Origin of the sequence: Pandoraea sp. XJJ-1 (genome assembly GCF_026802345.1) — a bacterium.
Classification (GTDB): domain Bacteria; phylum Pseudomonadota; class Gammaproteobacteria; order Burkholderiales; family Burkholderiaceae; genus Pandoraea; species Pandoraea cepalis.
Genome location: NZ_CP113827.1, coordinates 3,720,779 through 3,736,696, shown reverse-complemented (window position 1 = coordinate 3,736,696; position 15,918 = coordinate 3,720,779). Strand labels below are relative to the sequence as shown.

The 15,918-nt window shown below is 60.2% G+C and carries 18 protein-coding genes and 1 pseudogene; 15 read left to right on the top strand and 4 right to left on the bottom strand.

What is annotated here, in order from left to right; translation table 11 throughout:
• Positions 1–69 precede the first annotated feature (69 nt).
• From OYT13_RS17205 to OYT13_RS17195, 3 genes are all read right to left on the bottom strand, one after another.
• Positions 70–1,071 (bottom strand): NADP-dependent oxidoreductase, encoded by a 1,002-nt coding sequence (locus OYT13_RS17205; RefSeq protein ID WP_247561247.1) that lies wholly within the window; start codon positions 1,069–1,071, stop codon positions 70–72.
• Positions 1,072–1,181: 110 nt separating this feature from the next.
• Positions 1,182–1,784 carry a TetR/AcrR family transcriptional regulator gene (locus OYT13_RS17200; protein WP_247561244.1) on the bottom strand — a complete coding sequence of 201 codons (603 nt, stop codon included), beginning with the start codon at positions 1,782–1,784 and terminating at the stop codon, positions 1,182–1,184.
• Positions 1,785–1,915: 131 nt separating this feature from the next.
• Positions 1,916–2,362, bottom strand: coding sequence for a MarR family winged helix-turn-helix transcriptional regulator (locus tag OYT13_RS17195; protein WP_268566702.1), 447 nt, complete (start codon positions 2,360–2,362; stop codon positions 1,916–1,918).
• A 280-nt stretch (positions 2,363–2,642) separates the two neighbouring features.
• Here OYT13_RS17195 and OYT13_RS17190 point away from each other — a divergent pair, with 280 nt between their 5' ends.
• Complete coding sequence (locus OYT13_RS17190) at positions 2,643–3,443, top strand: SDR family NAD(P)-dependent oxidoreductase (protein WP_247561240.1); 801 nt, start codon at positions 2,643–2,645, stop codon at positions 3,441–3,443.
• 183 nt (positions 3,444–3,626) lie between these two features.
• Positions 3,627–3,740: pseudogene (locus OYT13_RS17185) on the top strand (transposase); the annotation flags it as partial.
• A 228-nt stretch (positions 3,741–3,968) separates the two neighbouring features.
• Here the strand turns inward: OYT13_RS17185 and OYT13_RS17180 are convergent.
• Positions 3,969–4,982, bottom strand: coding sequence for an IS110 family transposase (locus OYT13_RS17180; RefSeq protein WP_268566701.1), 1,014 nt, complete (start codon positions 4,980–4,982; stop codon positions 3,969–3,971).
• 88 nt (positions 4,983–5,070) lie between these two features.
• On the opposite strand from OYT13_RS17180, the gene OYT13_RS17175 reads away from it, so the two are divergent.
• The 13 genes from OYT13_RS17175 to OYT13_RS17115 all read left to right on the top strand — a co-directional run bounded on the left by OYT13_RS17175 (position 5,071) and on the right by OYT13_RS17115 (position 15,915).
• A complete protein-coding gene (locus OYT13_RS17175) occupies positions 5,071–5,193 on the top strand; it encodes a hypothetical protein (RefSeq protein WP_268566700.1) in 123 nt (40 codons plus the stop codon).
• A 38-nt stretch (positions 5,194–5,231) separates the two neighbouring features.
• Entirely contained in the window at positions 5,232–6,053 is an 822-nt protein-coding gene (locus tag OYT13_RS17170) for an IS3 family transposase (RefSeq protein WP_268566699.1), read from the top strand.
• A gap of 18 nt (positions 6,054–6,071) precedes the next feature.
• Positions 6,072–7,136 (top strand): alkene reductase, encoded by a 1,065-nt coding sequence (locus tag OYT13_RS17165; RefSeq protein WP_247561238.1) that lies wholly within the window; start codon positions 6,072–6,074, stop codon positions 7,134–7,136.
• 61 nt (positions 7,137–7,197) lie between these two features.
• The gene (locus tag OYT13_RS17160; protein ID WP_247561237.1) at positions 7,198–8,082 is read left to right on the top strand and encodes a type 1 glutamine amidotransferase domain-containing protein; all 885 of its coding nucleotides are present in this window, start codon (positions 7,198–7,200) and stop codon (positions 8,080–8,082) included.
• 255 nt (positions 8,083–8,337) lie between these two features.
• On the top strand, positions 8,338–9,324 hold the full coding sequence (gene acuI, locus OYT13_RS17155) for an acrylyl-CoA reductase (NADPH) (protein ID WP_247561233.1): 987 nt from the start codon (positions 8,338–8,340) through the stop codon (positions 9,322–9,324).
• Positions 9,325–9,346: 22 nt separating this feature from the next.
• The gene (locus OYT13_RS17150) at positions 9,347–10,210 is read left to right on the top strand and encodes an alpha/beta fold hydrolase (RefSeq protein WP_247561231.1); all 864 of its coding nucleotides are present in this window, start codon (positions 9,347–9,349) and stop codon (positions 10,208–10,210) included.
• A 129-nt stretch (positions 10,211–10,339) separates the two neighbouring features.
• A complete protein-coding gene (locus tag OYT13_RS17145) occupies positions 10,340–11,284 on the top strand; it encodes a LysR family transcriptional regulator (RefSeq protein ID WP_247561229.1) in 945 nt (314 codons plus the stop codon).
• Complete coding sequence (locus OYT13_RS17140) at positions 11,281–11,556, top strand: EexN family lipoprotein (RefSeq protein WP_247561227.1); 276 nt, start codon at positions 11,281–11,283, stop codon at positions 11,554–11,556. The genes OYT13_RS17145 and OYT13_RS17140 overlap by 4 nt, the downstream gene beginning before the upstream one ends.
• A gap of 220 nt (positions 11,557–11,776) precedes the next feature.
• Positions 11,777–13,777, top strand: coding sequence for a conjugal transfer protein TraG (locus OYT13_RS17135; protein WP_247561225.1), 2,001 nt, complete (start codon positions 11,777–11,779; stop codon positions 13,775–13,777).
• On the top strand, positions 13,774–14,238 hold the full coding sequence (locus tag OYT13_RS17130; protein ID WP_247561223.1) for a CopG family transcriptional regulator: 465 nt from the start codon (positions 13,774–13,776) through the stop codon (positions 14,236–14,238). Before OYT13_RS17135 ends, OYT13_RS17130 begins: the two co-directional genes overlap by 4 nt.
• Positions 14,235–15,275: a P-type conjugative transfer ATPase TrbB gene (gene trbB, locus OYT13_RS17125; protein WP_247561221.1), complete on the top strand. Its 1,041-nt coding sequence runs from the start codon at positions 14,235–14,237 to the stop codon at positions 15,273–15,275. Before OYT13_RS17130 ends, trbB begins: the two co-directional genes overlap by 4 nt.
• Positions 15,272–15,649 (top strand): TrbC/VirB2 family protein, encoded by a 378-nt coding sequence (locus OYT13_RS17120; protein ID WP_247561218.1) that lies wholly within the window; start codon positions 15,272–15,274, stop codon positions 15,647–15,649. Before trbB ends, OYT13_RS17120 begins: the two co-directional genes overlap by 4 nt.
• A complete protein-coding gene (locus OYT13_RS17115; RefSeq protein ID WP_247561216.1) occupies positions 15,646–15,915 on the top strand; it encodes a VirB3 family type IV secretion system protein in 270 nt (89 codons plus the stop codon). The genes OYT13_RS17120 and OYT13_RS17115 overlap by 4 nt, the downstream gene beginning before the upstream one ends.
• The last annotated feature ends 3 nt before the right edge of the window (positions 15,916–15,918 follow it).

The following is a 15,918-nucleotide window of genomic DNA, read 5'->3' as shown; positions in this document are numbered from 1 at the left end:
ATGAAAAGGCGAGGGATGGCATCGCAAGTGCAGGTGTCCCTACGTCACTGCAATGACTCCAGTCAGCCTTTATCTCAGCTTGACGACAACCTTACCCTTGGCTCGCCCTTGGGCAAGGTATTCAAGAGCTTCCTTTGCCCGCTCGAAAGGGAACACCCTGTCAATTACTGGCTGGATGCGCTCCGCCTTGAGGAGTTCACCGATCTCGGTGAGTTGAGCTCCATCGGGACGCACGAAGTGAAATGAGTAGGTGATATCTCGTTTTTTCGCAAGACGCGTGATCTTGCGGCTCATCAGCCCGAATACGAATGCCAGGACGAAGTTCAACCGCTTAGCACGAGCGAACGCTGCATCCAGTGGGCCAACGATAGAAACGATCTTGCTTCCTGGTTTGAGGATGCCGATGGATTTCTCAATCGCGTCTCCCCTGACCGTACCAAGCACCGCGTCGTAGCTGTGCAGCACTATCTCGAATTCCTGCTTTTTGTAGTCGACGACCTCATCTGCGCCAAGGCGGCTTACCAGTTCAACGTTGCCTGTGCTGGTCGTCGTTCCCACTTTCGCTCCCATGTATTTGGCCAATTGGATTGCAAACGTGCCAATGCCGCCGGACCCTGCAGGGATGAACACTTTCTGGCCAGCTCGAAGATTGACCCGCTCCTTGAGAGCTTGCCACGAGGTGAGTCCAACCATTGGGATCGAGGCCGCCTGTACAAAATCCAGATTGGCCGGTTTCAGGGCGGCAACGCTCTCCGGCACCACGGCAAAATCCGCGAGAGAGCCTGTGCCAAGATCGAAGACACTGGCATAGATGGCATCGCCTGGCTTGAAACGTGACACGCGGCTGCCGACTTCAGTCACGACACCGGCCAGGTCGCTACCCAATGTGGCCGGCAGCCGGAACTTCAGGACGGGCTTAAACATTCCCGTCGGGATCATGTTGTCGATTGGGTTCAACCCAACCGCGTGAATCTGGACCAGCAATTCATCGGGCTTCAGTGTGGGATGGGGAATATCGGCGAACCCAATCTCGGGCGACTTGCCATAGCGTTTGAAGGTGAGTGCTTTCATGGTGTTTTCTCTTTTCTAGTTGTGGAGTTTGCTCGGCAGTTGAGTTGGCGGCATATTTTGCATGATATTCATCATATGTATTGGCGAGCGAAAAACATTGGTAGATGAATTCAAGCTCCCGATGGGGCCAAGTTCTTCAATGCTGCACGACACAGCGCCTCGGACAACGCAGGCTCATCGACAGCACGGGCAAGCACTAAGGTGCCGACCATGGTTGCCACGGTAAACAGTGCGCGCTCATGCGCGCTGGGTTGTCCCCAATCCGGCAATTGGCGAGCCACAACATCGATCATCTCCTTGATCCGTCGTGTTGCCACGCGACGCACCTCCGGCGATTGGCGCGGCATTTCAGATCCGAGTGCTGAGATCGGGCAACCCGTCTCAATACCCTCCAAATGCTCTTTTGAAAGATAGACTTGAATTAGCGCTCGCAACGCCTGTTCCGGCGGAACGGCGGCGAGGACACTCGCCGCCACGGCGTTGGATTCGGCACTTGCCTGATCAGCTGCCTCCGCCAACATGGCCTCACGCGATGGAAAGTGCGCGTAGAAGGCGCCATGCGTCAGGCCGGCCTCCTTCATGATGTCGGCAACGCCCGTACCGCCATAGCCGCTCCGCCGGATGGCTCGCGCGGCAGCGCGAACGATACGCTCGTGTGACGCCTCTTTGGCTGCGGTTCGGATGTTAGGTGATTTTCGCATGATGATCATCATACATAAAACGCGTCCAGCGTGCAAGGCGCTTACTACAAGCACCAGCAGGAAGGATGCTGTCGAGAGCGCCACCTTGCGGCTATGCCCTAGCGCGGCAAGGGCGTCGTCTGTTGCCTCTTGCGAAATTGCATCTACGTCAGCGGTGCATTCACATCGCAAATCTCATTCTGGCCGGCAGAAATCGGACGGGCCTGCGCGTCCGCACCGCCCCCCCGGTAGGCCTGCAAAAAGCCATCCGATGCGATGTGGTCGGCCAGCTCCCGTAGCAAAGTAGCAGAGTCCGGCCCCAGCACTTCTTCGACACGGTGGTTAACGGTGGACCAAGCTTGCACTGCCTGCTTAATGCGGGCCTTGCCCTGAGCGGTAAGGACGCTGCGCTTCGTGCGCTTGTCGTTGGCGTCTGGCAGCAATTCAACGAGCCCGTCCCTCACCAGCGGTCGCAGGGCATGGGTTAGGGCTGATATCTGGATGGTGAGCCCGCTGGCCAATTCATGCAGAGTGGGGCCCAGTGCGGTTTGAGGATCGGTCATCTGGTCGATAGCGCCCACCAGCGCGACCTGGGTTGACTTCAGGCCCACACACTCCATCGCCTCGTCGTAAAGATATGCCAGCCGGCGGGCAGCGCGCCGAATCGCAGTGTGCGTGCACGGCAAATCGCCCAGATCCTCTCTTTCGTAGGCGCAGGAAGTCTGAGAGGGGCGGTCACAGGCTGGTTCGACATATAGCAGATTGTCGCTTCATAAAAGGATTTTCCCTGAGATGGGCACTTAGTTCGCTTGAGTGCTCAAATTTTATCATAGTTGAGCACTCAACATGTGATATAGTTGAGCACTCAACTTAACTCCAGAAAGGTTCGTCATGTCTACTTCCAATCTCAAAAAAGTCGCCGTTGTCACGGGCGCATCCTCCGGCATTGGCGCCGGCTACGCAGACCGACTGGCACGGCGGGGCTACGACCTTGTCCTGGTAGCGCGGCGCACCGATCGACTCAAAACCCTGTCGGAGCAGCTCACCCGCACGCACGGCGTCAAAGTGGAGCTGATCACCGCCGACCTCACCAATCCAGCCGATCTGGCACGGGTGGAGCAGGAGTTGGCGAACAACCCGGCCATTCAGGTGCTGGTGAACAACGCCGGCCTGGCACGACTGCGCCCTCTTGCAGATGCTCCAGTGGAAGACTCGCTGTCGCAAATCGCGCTGAACATTACCGCGCTGGTCCGCCTCACCCATGTCGTGCTGCCGGCGTTCAAGTCGCGCGGACAGGGGGCGATCATCAACATCGCGTCCGTGCTGGCCTTGCACGCGCTGCCAGTCAGCTCGGTCTACAGCGGCACCAAGGGCTTTGTGCTGAATTTCAGCCGCGGGCTGCAGCAAGAGCTGGAAGGTACCGGGGTGCGGGTCCAAGTGGTGCTTCCGGCATCCACCGCGACCGAAATCTGGGACCAATCCGGCATTCCGTTGGCGGCGTTGGACCAGCAAGCCGTGATGACCACCGATAACCTGGTGGACGCCGCACTGGCAGGCTTCGACCAGGGAGAGCTGGTCACCTTGCCGTCCTTGCACGATGCGGCCCAGTGGGAAAACTACGACGCCGCACGCGGCACCGTATTCGGCGCAACGCAGACCAGCAAGCCCGCGCCCCGGTACAAAGCCGCTTGACCAGCGCGCCTGGACACCTTTTAAGCGTTTAGCCGAATTTTTCAGTCATCCCCGGCGGCAACACGCAGCATGTTTGCCGCCGTTTTCAACCCTAATCATTCACAAAAATAGGTAGATACCCATTGACCTGCTCCCCGTGGTTAGTACGAAATCGATGTAGAGTCCGTTCACAAAGGAACGGCAATGAAGAAACGATTTACAGAAGAACAGATCATCGGGGTGCTGAAGGAGGCCGAGGCAGGGGCCAAGGTGGCCGAACTGTGCCGCAAGCACGGGATCTCGGAGGCCACTTACTACATATATGGACTGCCCTAGATAGCAAGTTGATGTTTTGATTAGCACGGGAGTCGATTGCGTACATATATCCGGCGTCATGGAAAAGTCCTGCGCCTAACTGGAAATCCGCACGAACAGGCCTCAACAACTGGAAGACCTCAAGGGCCGTCATAAAAATCAGGTTCCCTGCTCGCCGGATCGACCGGTGTGCCACTGTCAATCATCAACGCATCGTCGGTGGAGGTAATGTTACGCAGGACGGTAAGGCTGGCCTGAGGCGAGTATGGCCCAGATGGTACGAGCCATCTTGTTGGCCATTGCGACGATCGCACGATTTGCGCCACGCCGCTGTTGAAGCGCCAAAGCCCAGGTATGCTTTTTATCCTGTTTGGTGGGGGCAGTTCGAAGTACCGCACGTGCGCCATGAATCAGTAGTGTTCGCAGATGTCGATCGCCGCGTTTGCTGATTCCCTGGAGTCTCGTTTTGTCGCCGCTTGAGCACTGGCGAGGCACCAAGCCCAGCCATGCGGAGAAATGACGCCCGTTTTTGAAGTCTTTGGGGTCCGAGACAGCGGCCACAATGGCGGTGGCCGTTTTGGGGCCGACGCCTTCGATCTTCGCGATGCGCTGGCACGTTTCACTGGCCTTGAAGACCGCATCAATGCGCTTGTCAAAACCGGAGATTCGACCGTCAAGCTCACGCAACTGGTCCATAAGATCGGACAGCATTTCTCGCGCGAGCGGTGTGAGCGCATTGCCGGTGTCAGCAACAATAGTTGGAATCTCCCGACGCGCCCGCGTGATTGACTGAGCAAACACGATGCCACGCTCGGCCAAGATGCCTCTCATTTGGCTTACCAAGCCAGTTCGATTGTTGACCAAGCGACTGCGAGCACGATGCAGACTTTGAACATCCTGCTGCTCAACAGACTTTACGGGAACAAATCGCATTGAGGGGCGTTGTAATGCCTCGCATATGGCCTCTGCATCATTGCTGTCGGTTTTGTTTCCCTTGACGAAGGGTTTGACGAACTGCGGACTGATCAACCGAACCGCGTGGCCCAGCTTCGCGAACTCCCTGGCCCAGTGGTGGGCGCTACCACATGCCTCCATGCCGATGGTGCACGGCGTGAGCCTCAGAACAGCTTCCATGAGTTGCGACCGCGCGACACGGCGTCGTAGCATGATTTTCCCAGACGCGTCGACGCCGTGCAGTTGGAACACATTTTTTGCCACATCGATTCCGAGAAAAGAGATTGCCATGATGGCCTCCGAACACGAGATGAGTCATTAGCACGATACCCCTTCGGGGGCAGTCCATCCCATTAACTGGAAGGCGAAGTTCGGCGGTATGACCGTCTCGGACGCCCAGCGACTGAAGGAGCTGGAGCAAGAGAACAACAAGCTCAAGAAGCTGTTGGCTGAATCGATGCTGGACAAGGCTGCGCTTCAGGACCTTTTGAGCCGAAAGTAGCAAGCCCGCAGGCCAAACGCGAAGCGGTCAAAACGTTGATGACCGAGCGCGGCATGGGTATCACCCGGGCCTGCGGGCTGGTAGGCATTTCCCGGTCGCTGTTCGCTTATGAAAGTAAGCGTACGGGCGACGCGGCATTGACCGAGCGCATGAAGGAGATGGCAGCGCTCAAGCGACGCTACGGCTATCGGCGCATCCATATTCTGCTTCGCCGTGAAGGCTGGCAGACGAATCACAAGCGGGTCTGGCGGCTTTACAGCCAAGCCGGCTTGAGCGTTCGTAAGCGTCGCCGCAAGCGCATCGCTCCCGCAGAACGGGTAGTTCGTCCCGTTGCGACGGCGCCGAATCAGAGCTGGTCGATGGACTTCGTGTCCGACGGTCTGGCCTATGGCCGCAGGTTCCGGTGCTTGAACATCGTCGATGACTACACGCGCGAGTGTCTTGCCATCGAGGTCGATACCTCACTGCCGGGATTACGGGTAGCGCAGGTGCTGCAACGGCTCGCGGAACTGCGTGGGCTGCCCAAATCCATCACCGTGGACAACGGCCCAGAGTTTGCTGGCAGGGCCTTGGATGCTTGGGCCTATCAGGTCGGCGTGAAGCTGTCGTTCATCAGACCAGGCAAGCCCGTGGAGAATGCATACATCGAGAGCTTCAACGGAAAATTCCGCGATGAATGCCTGAATGAGCATTGGTTCATGTCGCTGCGCCAAGCCAAATCCTTGATCGAAGACTGGCGCGTCGAGTACAACACCGAACGCCCGCATAGCGCGCTGGGATACTTAACGCCGGAGCAGTTTGCTCAGGCGCATCGGCAACAACGGTTTTTAACCCTGGACTCTATGTCGGTGCCGTACTAAGTCTGGGGGCAGGTCACCATGCTTTTCAAAACTCTACAGGTCGGCTCCATCACCCTTCCTAACCGCATCCTGCTTGCACCGCTGACGCGCGCGCGGGCAGGCAGAGAGCACCTGCCCAACACATTGATGGCCGAGTACTACGCACAGCGTGCGACCGGGGGCCTGCTGATCACCGAATGCACCATGGTGATGCCTCAGACATCGACGGTCTTTGCGGCTGAGCCCGGTATTTATTCCGCTGAGCAAATCGAGGGCTGGAAGGAAGTCACTTCCGCCGTCCATGCCAAGGGTGGCCGCATCTTCCTGCAAATCTGGCACGCCGGCCGCGCCGCCCATCCGGCTATGAATGCCGAGCCGGTGGTGGTGTCCTCCAGTGCCAAGGCCATCGACGGTGAAGTAAACACGCCTCAAGGCAAGCTGCCGAACGCAGTGCCACGAGCGCTGGCGATCAACGAAATCCCCGCCATCGTGGCCGCCTACGCCCAGGCCGCCAAGAACGCCATCGAAGCCGGTTTTGACGGCGTGGAAGTACACGGCGCAAATGGTTATCTGATCGACCAGTTCCTGCGCGACGGCGTGAATGACCGCACGGACAGCTATGGCGGCTCCCTGGAAAACCGTGCGCGCTTCCTGTTCGAAGTGCTGGACGCGGTCACCACCGCCATTGGCGCCGACCGAGTCGGTGTGCGTATCTCGCCCTTGAACAGCTACAACAGCATGAAGGACAGCAACCCGATCGCGTTGACCGCTTTTCTGGCTGAGCGTCTGAACACCTACAAGCTGGCCTATCTGCACCTGCTGCGCGGGGATCCTTTCCAGGTGCAGAAGGGTGACGTGCTGACAGTAGCCCGTGAACACTACAAGGGCGTACTGATTGGCAACATGGGCTACAGCGCCGACGAGGCTGCGCAGGCGATCGAGGACGGCAAGCTGGACGCCGTGGCGTTTGGCACCAGCTTCCTGGCGAACCCGGATCTGCCGGCGCGCATTAAAGCCGGCGCACCGCTCAACGCACCCGATGCCAGCACTTTCTACTCGCCCGGTGCAGCGGGTTACACCGACTATCCGACGCTCGCCGGTTAAGCATCAACCATCCTCTGATTACCAATCCACCTCAACCTCACGAATGACTAAAGGAACCAATATGACTTTCAATATGAATACTTTCAAAACCGCGCTCATGTCCATTGCGCTTGCGGCCACGGCCAGCCTCATGCCGGCCGGCGTGTCTGCGGCTACTAAGGGCAAGGTCCTTGTAGTGATGTCGAGCGCCCATGAGCTCGAACTTCGCGACGGCAAGCAGTACAAAACAGGCTACTTCCTTAATGAACTTGCCGTACCGTTGCAGATGCTGGTCGAGGCGGGGTACACCCCGGTGTTCGCCAACCCCAAGGGCGACACACCTCAAATGGACGCGAATTCAAACAACAAAAATTACTTCGGAGGCAATGATGCGAAGCGCGAAGACGCACTCTCCTTCGTTGAGAAGTTCGATGCGTTGAAGAAGCCCAAAACATTGGCATCTGTTGCTGCGGAAGGCGCTAGCGGCTATGCCGCGGTGTTCATTCCGGGTGGCCATGCGCCTATGCAAGACCTGCTGAAGGACCAGTCGCTCGGCACCATTCTGAAAAACTTCCACGCGGCAGCGAAGCCTACAGCGATCATCTGCCACGGACCAATCGCTCTTCTGGCCACTCTGCCCCAGGCAGCCAAGTTTCAGTCTGCCCTCATCGCAGGCGATACTGCTGCAACCAAGAGCCTTTCTCAGGGCTGGACGTATGCTGGCTACAAGGTAAGCGTCTTCGCAACCTCCGAGGAAAAGCAGATAGAAGGTAACGCACAGCTCGGCGGTCAGGTCCTTTTCTATCCGGACGCAGCTTTGGCCGCAGCCGGTGCCACTATTCAGAACAATGCAGATTGGCAGCCCAACGTCGTGGTCGATCGTGAACTGATCACCGGTCAACAGCCACTGTCCGCTGACGCCTTCGGCAAGGCCTTGATGGCGAAGTTGGCCGCACAAGCCAAGTAAAAAAGAGAATGGGCCTGCGCCTGCCAGCGCTGGCTCTGCAGCTCTTCGCACAAAAAATGGTTGCAAGCTGGTCCGCGCCTACGGTCCAGTTCGCAGGCTTCTTTGCGCTCGTGAAGGTGGGGCATGTATTTCCGCTGCTCGATCTGCCGCAATAGCGCGGCATAGCGATCCAAGAGCCTATTCACGATGAATATCACATGTATCGATCTACGACCCAATCCAATGAATCCGTAAACACAAAGAGGAGAAATCACTATGACCTTCAAGGCGCTGCTGACCACTAAAACGGGCGACGCGATTTCCACCGCCTTGGTCGACTTCGATGAAGCCGACCTGATGCCGGGCAACGTTACCGTGGTGATCGATTATTCGACGGTGAACTACAAGGACGCGGTGGCGATCAGCGGCCGCGCGCCGGTGATCCGACAGTTCCCGCTGATTCCAGGCATCGACTTCTCGGGCATCGTGGAAGCCTCGTCGCACTCTGGATTCGAGGTGGGCGACCGTGTGGTTGCCAACGGTTGGGGCCTGAGTCAGACCCACCATGGCGGCTTCGCGCAGAAGGCACGCGTCAGCGGTGACTGGCTGGTCAAGCTGCCGGCCGTGTTTTCGACGTGCGATGCCATGGCCATCGGCACGGCGGGATATACCGCGATGCTGTCCGTGCTCGCGCTGGAGCATGCGGGAGTGACGCCGGACAAAGGGGACGTGTTGGTGACCGGGGCTGGTGGAGGTGCCGGTTCCATTGCTATCGCTTTGCTGTCCAAGCTGGGTTATCAGGTGGTCGCCTCGACCGGACGGATGGAGGAGACCGACTACCTGCGCGAGCTGGGTGCTGCCGAAATCATCGACCGCCGCACGCTGTCTGAGCCGGGCGCACCGATCGCAAAGGAGCTCTGGGCCGGTGCGATTGACTCTGTGGGTAGTCACACGCTGGCCAACGTACTTGCGCAGACCCGCTACCGTGGCGCGGTGGCGGCCTTCGGGCTCGCACAGGGCGCGGACCTGCCCGGCTCAGTATTCCCCTTCATTCGGCGCAACGTGACCCTAGCCGGCATCGACTCGGTCAACGCGCCGCAGGAAGTGCGGTTACAGGCATGGGCACGTCTGGCCACTGACCTGGATCTAGGCAAGCTCGCACGCGCAACGCAGATGGTCGGCCTGGCAGAGGTGCCGGGCCTGGCTAGTAAGGTGCTCCAAGGCCAGGTTCGGGGCCGCACCGTTGTCGATGTCAATGCCTGATGACCGCCCTCAGGAGAAAACGATGAACCGTTCCGACGCGCGCAGTGAATCGGGCACGTCCTACATCCATGCGCAGAACCGTTTGGTCAATGCCGGGGGGACTGCCTTCGCCTATCGAGACGTCGGCCCACGCACCGGCGTACCCTTGGTCCTTCTCAACCACTGGGGCGCAGTGCTGGACAACTTCGACCCGCGCATCGTCGATGGCTTGGCCCGCAGCCATCGCGTCATCGCCATCGACTACCGCGGAATAGGCTCATCCACCGGCACCGCGCCAGTGACCGTAGACGAGATGGCGCGCGACACCATCGCGCTGATCCGCGCACTGGGTTTCGGTCAGGTCAATCTGCTCGGTTTTTCGTTCGGCGGCTTCGTGGCGCAGGACGTGGCGCTGAAGGCGTCGAACCTCGTATGCAAGCTCATCCTCACTGGTTCTGGTCCTGCTGGTGGTCAGGGCATCGACCAGGTGGGTGCGGTGTCTTGGCCGCTGATGCTCAAGGGCCTGTTCACGCTTCGCGATCCAAAGTTCTACCTGTTTTTCACATCGACGACTAACGGTCGGCGCGCCGCAAGCGCGTTCCTTGATCGGCTCAAAGAACGCAAAGTTGACCGTGACAAAGGACCGACGCCTAGCGCTTTTCTGCGCCAGCTCAAGGCGATCAAGGCCTGGGGCCAGCAAGCGCCGCAGGACCTCGCCCGACTGCGCATGCCTGTCCTGATCGCCAATGGGGACAACGACATCATGGTGCCCACCGCACTGAGCCATGACATGGCCCGTCGTATTCCCCATGCGCAGCTCGTCATCTACGAAGACGCTGGGCACGGGGGCATCTTTCAGTATCACGCCGACTTCGTATCCAAGACGTTGGCATTTTTAGCGGAGTGAGCCATGAATGCTCTTACCCCAACAGCAAAGACTTGCAATGCGCTATCAGAGCGCAAGCTGCCTGACGATGATGTCCTGATCCAGATCCTCGCCGTAGGCGTCAATTCTTATTGAAAGCGCGGAGGAACAATGGAATTACGACATCTCCGTTGTTTCGTCGCAGTTGCCGAAGAGCTTCATTTCGCTCGTGCAGCGGAGCGACTGCATATTGAACAGTCACCTCTGTCGAGAGCCATCAAGGAGCTGGAGGAAGACTTAGGCGCCCAGCTTTTCGTGCGAACCACGCGCAGCACTCGACTGACGCGCGCAGGCCGGATGTTCTTGGAACACATGCCTCGCGTCTTTGCCTCCTTGCAGCAGGCACGGGAGAGTGCGAAGGCAGCCGCCAATGGTTTTCACGGCCAGTTACGCATTGCTTTGTCTGACGGCATCACGTCATCGTGCTTCTCTGCGCTCTTGGCGCTCTGTAGACAGGAGGAGCCTGAAATCGAAATTCGTCTGTCCGAGATACCCTTGTCGCAGCAGATCAAGGGGCTGCACGACGATCTGTATGACATAGGATTCGCCCAATCGGATGAGGTAGGCGATGAACTCATTGCGGAACCCATCTGGCATGATCCATTGATGGTGGCAGTGCCTGCACGCCATCCTTTGCTTGCTTACAAGCACGTGCCTCTGGACGAGGTGATGCGCTACCCCATAGCGCTCGGCGATACGAACACGTGCGAGGGGCATGCACGTCAAGTAGAACGGGTGTTGCGCCGAACGAATCAAGAGCCGTTGATCGCCGAACGGGTTGCTTCCTTCGCCCTGATGATGACACTGGTGTCCGCAGGATTTGCATTGGGACTGGCCGGCGCTTCGCAAATTTCCGCCAGCCGTGAACCAAATGTCGTGGCGCGACCACTGGACGATGGTTCGCACAAGCTCACGACTTACCTGCTGCGTGTAGGTGGCGAACCGTCGGATGCTCTGGCCCGCTTCATTGAGCGGGTCTATGTCGTTGAGCCACCGAATGGAAAGACTTCTGCTGCAAGAGTAAAACCTGACCCATTCGAGGAAATCAAGCCATGAAGAAAATCATCCCGCTTCTGCTTGCTGCTATGTTGATAGCCTGCGGCAAATCCGAGCCGGCCAAGACGACCACCACGTCCAAACCGTCCGAAACGGTCGAATCGCTCGCCGCCAATCCAGAGCGATTGAAGGAACTGCGCCTGCAGTGCAAGACCGACCGTGCAAAGCTCGGCGACGAACTCTGCAATCGAGTGGCCGAAGCGACGAATCGACGTTTTCTCGGCGACGGTAAAACACCATACACACCGCCGAAGGAACAACCTAAGTTCTGATCGTGGACGACTCGCCGAGAAAATGCACCTATTTTCTCGATACGCCGCAATGCGCCTTTGCTTGCGGCGTTTTTATTGGCTTTTCCCCTGCATGAATTGATGCTTTTTGAGGCGTTTTTGTCCCGATAACGGTCTTTGACCGCCCTTGTTCTGCCTCCGATCCTGATGGCTGCGGCACGTCTTCGTGCCACTTGCCAAACGGGAGAAATCGGAGGCCAGAATGCAAGGTCAAGGCGTGCTGTTCGGGCAGATCGTTGCTGTTTTTAGCATCGTAATCGCCGGTGTGTGGAGCGCCACACAATGGACAGCCGCCGCCCTGGGCTATCAAGTACGCCTGGGTTCGCCCTGGTTCGATTTCTTCGGCATGCCGGTCTATCACCCCTGGCGGCTGTTCGAGTGGTGGTTCTTCTTCGATGCCTACGCGCCGCATGTCTTCGACATCGGCGGCGCGATCGCAGGTGGCAGCGGCCTGGTCGCCGTCTTGGTTGCCATCGGCATGTCGGTGTGGCGTTCGCGGCAATCGAAACTGGTCACGACCTATGGCTCTGCGCGCTGGGCCGATGCTACCGACATTTGCAAAGCCGGACTGAATCAGCCCGCCGGCGTTTTTCTCGGGCTGCATGACGGGCAGTACCTGCGGCACGAAGGACCGGAACACGTCCTAACCTTCGCGCCGACGCGGTCCGGTAAGGGCGTCGGTCTCGTGGTGCCGACGCTGTTGTCCTGGCCCGCGTCCGCTGTCGTCCACGACATCAAAGGCGAGAACTGGCAGATCACCGCCGGCTGGCGCTCGCGTTTCTCGCACTGCCTGCTGTTCAATCCCACCGATCCCAAGTCAGCAGCCTACAACCCGCTGTTGGAGGTCCGGCGCGGTGCGCATGAAGTGCGCGACGTGCAGAACATCGCCGACATCTTGGTCGATCCCGAAGGCGCGCTGGAGCGCCGCAACCATTGGGAAAAAACCTCGCACGCGTTACTGGTTGGCGCCATTCTGCACGTCCTCTACGCAGGCGACGATAAGACGCTGCGCGGCGTCGCCAACTTCCTGTCCGACCCGGCGTGCCCGTTCGAGCTGACGCTGCACCGGATGATGACGACGCGCCATCTTGGGGATGCCCCGCATCCTGTCGTCGCCTCGGCCGCGCGCGAGGTGTTGAACAAGTCGGACAACGAGCGTTCTGGCGTGCTGTCCACGGCCATGTCCTTCCTCGGCCTGTACCGCGACCCCACGGTAGCCGAAGTCACCTCGCACTGCGACTGGCGCATTGCCGACCTGATCGCGTCCGAGCATCCGGTATCGCTGTACCTCGTCGTGCCGCCGTCCGACATCAGCCGCACCAAGCCGCTGGTGCGCCTGATCCTCAATCAAATCGGCCGGCGCCTGACCGAATCGCTCGACGGCAGCGACGGCATCGCGCGTCGGCACAAACTGCTGTTGATGCTCGACGAGTTTCCCGCGCTGGGCCGACTCGATTTCTTTGAGACGGCGCTGGCGTTCATGGCCGGTTACGGCATTCGCAGCTTCCTGATCGCGCAGTCACTCAATCAAATCGACAAGGCCTACGGCCAGAACCATTCCATCCTCGACAACTGCCATGTCCGGGTGACGTTTGCCACCAACGACGAACGCACCGCCAAGCGCATCTCCGAGACGCTAGGCACGGCCACGGAGCTGCGTGCGCAGCGCAACTACGCGGGGCACCGGCTTGCACCGTGGCTTGGGCACCTGATGGTGTCGCGCCAAGAGACGGCGCGCCCATTGCTGACACCCGGCGAGGTGATGCAACTCCCGCCGGACGGGGCCGTCGTGATGGTGTCCAGCGTGGCACCGATCAAGGCCAAGAAGTTGCGCTACTACGCCGACGTGAACTTCAAGCGGCGCGTACTGCCTCCGCCCGCACTTGCAGCCATTCGCTACGCCGATGCCCCGCCTCGGCAGCCCGACGACTGGAGTGCTCTAGCGATCCCCACGGTACCAACCGCACCTGCCGCCGCCTTGACTGACAGCGAAGCCAGCACCGTCGATGACGGTGGACCGCGCCGTCAGCCAGAGCTGTCCGAAGTCGCCGAGTACCACCCCGAGCAGGAGCAGCCCGCCAACGACCTGGCGCTGCTGGATGACGACGACTTGCCGCTTCCGCTTCCCCGCCAGCTCGACCCGGCAATGCAACGCACGGCCCGACTGGCATCCCTCGACCCTGACGACGGAATCCAGCTATGAGCCAATACCGCCTCAACCTCTTTATTCCGCCCGAGCACGCCAAGCGCCTGGACGAACTGGCCGCCAAGAAAGGCGTGTCCAAGTCATCCATCGTCGCGGCGGCACTGGCCTCGTGGCTGTCGCCGGATGCGGGCGATCAACGCGAGGCGGCTATCGCCAAGCGGCTTGATCGGCTGTCACGCCAGTTCGAGCGGCTGGAGCGCGACCAGAACATTGAGATCGAGACACTGGCGCTATTCGTTCGCTACTTCCTGACCGTCAGCACGCCGGTTCCCGAGGCGCATCAGGAAGCAGCCCGCGCCCAAGGCAAGGCGCGCTTCGAGCAGTTCGTCGAACAGCTCGGCCGTCACTTGTCGCGTGGGCGCAGTCTGGTGCGCGACGTGGTGGAGGAACTTCAGCCCGATACTGCGCGGCTGGACGAAGCGACGGCGTTGGCCGAGGCCCAGGAGCGTGCCTCATGAGCGCGCTGCCCAAATGCTTCGCCATTACATCGCTTGACCGGCGCATCCGCATGCTGCGCACGGCCATGGGGCCAGTGATCGCCGCCGCGTTGGAAGACCCGGACGTGGTGGAAATCATGCTCAACCCCGACCGGTCACTGTGGGTAGATCGCCTGTCCTCCGGCCGCGCACCACTGGGCGTGGAGCTGTCCGAGGAGGATGGCGAGCGGATCATCCGGCTGGTCGCAGCACACGTCGGCGCGGAAGTTCATCGCGGCCAACCGCTCTTGACTGCCGAGCTGCCCGAGACGGGCGAACGCTTCGAAGGCATCCTGCCGCCCGCCGCACCAGGGCCAGCCTTCGCGCTGCGCAAGCGAGCCGTGAACATCATCGGCCTAGATCGCTACGTGGCCGACGGCATCCTGTCGGTCCCACAGGCCGAGTTCCTGCGTCATGCCGTGCGTGAGCGGCAGAACATCCTGATCGCCGGCGGCACCAGCACCGGCAAGACGACGCTGGCGAACGCCTTGCTCGCCGAGATCGCCGTTACCGGCGACCGCGTGCTGGTGCTCGAAGACACCATCGAGCTGCAATGCGCTGCACGCGACCATGTGCCGCTGCGGACGCGTGCGGGCGTCGTGTCCATGACCGAACTGGTGCGCGCCACGATGCGGCTGCGCCCCGACCGAGTGGTGGTCGGCGAAGTGCGCGGCGGCGAGGCTCTGGATCTCATCAAGGTCTGGGGCACCGGCCACCCCGGTGGCATCGCCACCATTCATGCCGGCTCCGCACTGGGCGCGCTGCTGCGTCTGGAGCAATTGGTTCTCGAAGTCGCGGTGAATCCGCCGCGCGCACTGATCGCCGAGGCGGTGAACGTCGTTGTGTTCATCGTCGGCCGTGGCCGCAAGCGCCGCATTGAAACCATCGCCCGTGTCGCCGGCTTCGACGGCGCGGGCTATCGCCTGGCGGATGTGCTGGAAACGCCGTTTCCAGAGCTGCTACCGCCTTCTTCCGTCGTTCCTTCCCTGTCCCTCAACCACTCTGGAGAACTGCCATGACGCACGCCCATGCTTTCCGCTTTTCCGTAAATCCGGTTTCGATCCTCGCTCGCCTGCGCCGTCTGACCGGGCCGGCGCATCACGGCCTGCTGCTGGCTGCCGCAATGCTGACGATGGCCGGCACCGCGAAGGCAGCCGGCTCCTCGATGCCCTGGGAAGGACCGCTGCAATCCATCCTCGACTCCATCCAGGGGCCGGTGGCGCGGATCATCGCGGTCATCATCATCATTTCGACAGGACTGGCGCTGGCCTTCGGCGACACGTCAGGGGGCTTTCGCAAGCTGATCCAGATCGTGTTCGGCCTATCCATCGCGTTCGCTGCGTCCTCATTCTTCCTGTCGTTCTTCAGCTTCTCCGGCGGGGCCGTCGTATGAGCACGGCCCACGACCTGCCGGGCTTCGAGATTCCGCTGCATCGCGCGCTGACCGAGCCGATCCTGCTGGGCGGTGCGCCGCGCACCGTGGCGATTGCCAACGGCACGCTGGCCGCCGCCGTGGGCCTGGGTCTGCAACTGTGGATTCCGGGCCTGGTGCTCTGGATCGTCGGCCACTCGCTGGCGATGTGGGGGGCGCGCGTCGATCCACAGTTCATGCAGGTGTTTGCCACGCACCTGAAACACAAGCCGCTACTGGACGTGTGAGGA

What these genes read in the sequence shown, in the direction of transcription:
- OYT13_RS17200 (WP_247561244.1), bottom strand. Translation starts at nt 1,784, where the DNA reads ATGATGATCATCATGCGAAAATCACCTAACATCCGAACCGCAGCCAAA.
- OYT13_RS17135 (WP_247561225.1), top strand. Translation starts at nt 11,777, where the DNA reads ATGCAAGGTCAAGGCGTGCTGTTCGGGCAGATCGTTGCTGTTTTTAGC.
- OYT13_RS17120 (WP_247561218.1), top strand. Translation starts at nt 15,272, where the DNA reads ATGACGCACGCCCATGCTTTCCGCTTTTCCGTAAATCCGGTTTCGATC.
- OYT13_RS17170 (WP_268566699.1), top strand. Translation starts at nt 5,232, where the DNA reads ATGACCGAGCGCGGCATGGGTATCACCCGGGCCTGCGGGCTGGTAGGC.
- OYT13_RS17175 (WP_268566700.1), top strand. Translation starts at nt 5,071, where the DNA reads ATGACCGTCTCGGACGCCCAGCGACTGAAGGAGCTGGAGCAAGAGAAC.
- OYT13_RS17190 (WP_247561240.1), top strand. Translation starts at nt 2,643, where the DNA reads ATGTCTACTTCCAATCTCAAAAAAGTCGCCGTTGTCACGGGCGCATCC.
- OYT13_RS17145 (WP_247561229.1), top strand. Translation starts at nt 10,340, where the DNA reads ATGGAATTACGACATCTCCGTTGTTTCGTCGCAGTTGCCGAAGAGCTT.
- OYT13_RS17150 (WP_247561231.1), top strand. Translation starts at nt 9,347, where the DNA reads ATGAACCGTTCCGACGCGCGCAGTGAATCGGGCACGTCCTACATCCAT.
- trbB (WP_247561221.1), top strand. Translation starts at nt 14,235, where the DNA reads ATGAGCGCGCTGCCCAAATGCTTCGCCATTACATCGCTTGACCGGCGC.
- OYT13_RS17165 (WP_247561238.1), top strand. Translation starts at nt 6,072, where the DNA reads ATGCTTTTCAAAACTCTACAGGTCGGCTCCATCACCCTTCCTAACCGC.
- OYT13_RS17180 (WP_268566701.1), bottom strand. Translation starts at nt 4,982, where the DNA reads ATGGCAATCTCTTTTCTCGGAATCGATGTGGCAAAAAATGTGTTCCAA.
- OYT13_RS17205 (WP_247561247.1), bottom strand. Translation starts at nt 1,071, where the DNA reads ATGAAAGCACTCACCTTCAAACGCTATGGCAAGTCGCCCGAGATTGGG.
- OYT13_RS17115 (WP_247561216.1), top strand. Translation starts at nt 15,646, where the DNA reads ATGAGCACGGCCCACGACCTGCCGGGCTTCGAGATTCCGCTGCATCGC.
- acuI (WP_247561233.1), top strand. Translation starts at nt 8,338, where the DNA reads ATGACCTTCAAGGCGCTGCTGACCACTAAAACGGGCGACGCGATTTCC.
- OYT13_RS17130 (WP_247561223.1), top strand. Translation starts at nt 13,774, where the DNA reads ATGAGCCAATACCGCCTCAACCTCTTTATTCCGCCCGAGCACGCCAAG.
- OYT13_RS17160 (WP_247561237.1), top strand. Translation starts at nt 7,198, where the DNA reads ATGACTTTCAATATGAATACTTTCAAAACCGCGCTCATGTCCATTGCG.
- OYT13_RS17140 (WP_247561227.1), top strand. Translation starts at nt 11,281, where the DNA reads ATGAAGAAAATCATCCCGCTTCTGCTTGCTGCTATGTTGATAGCCTGC.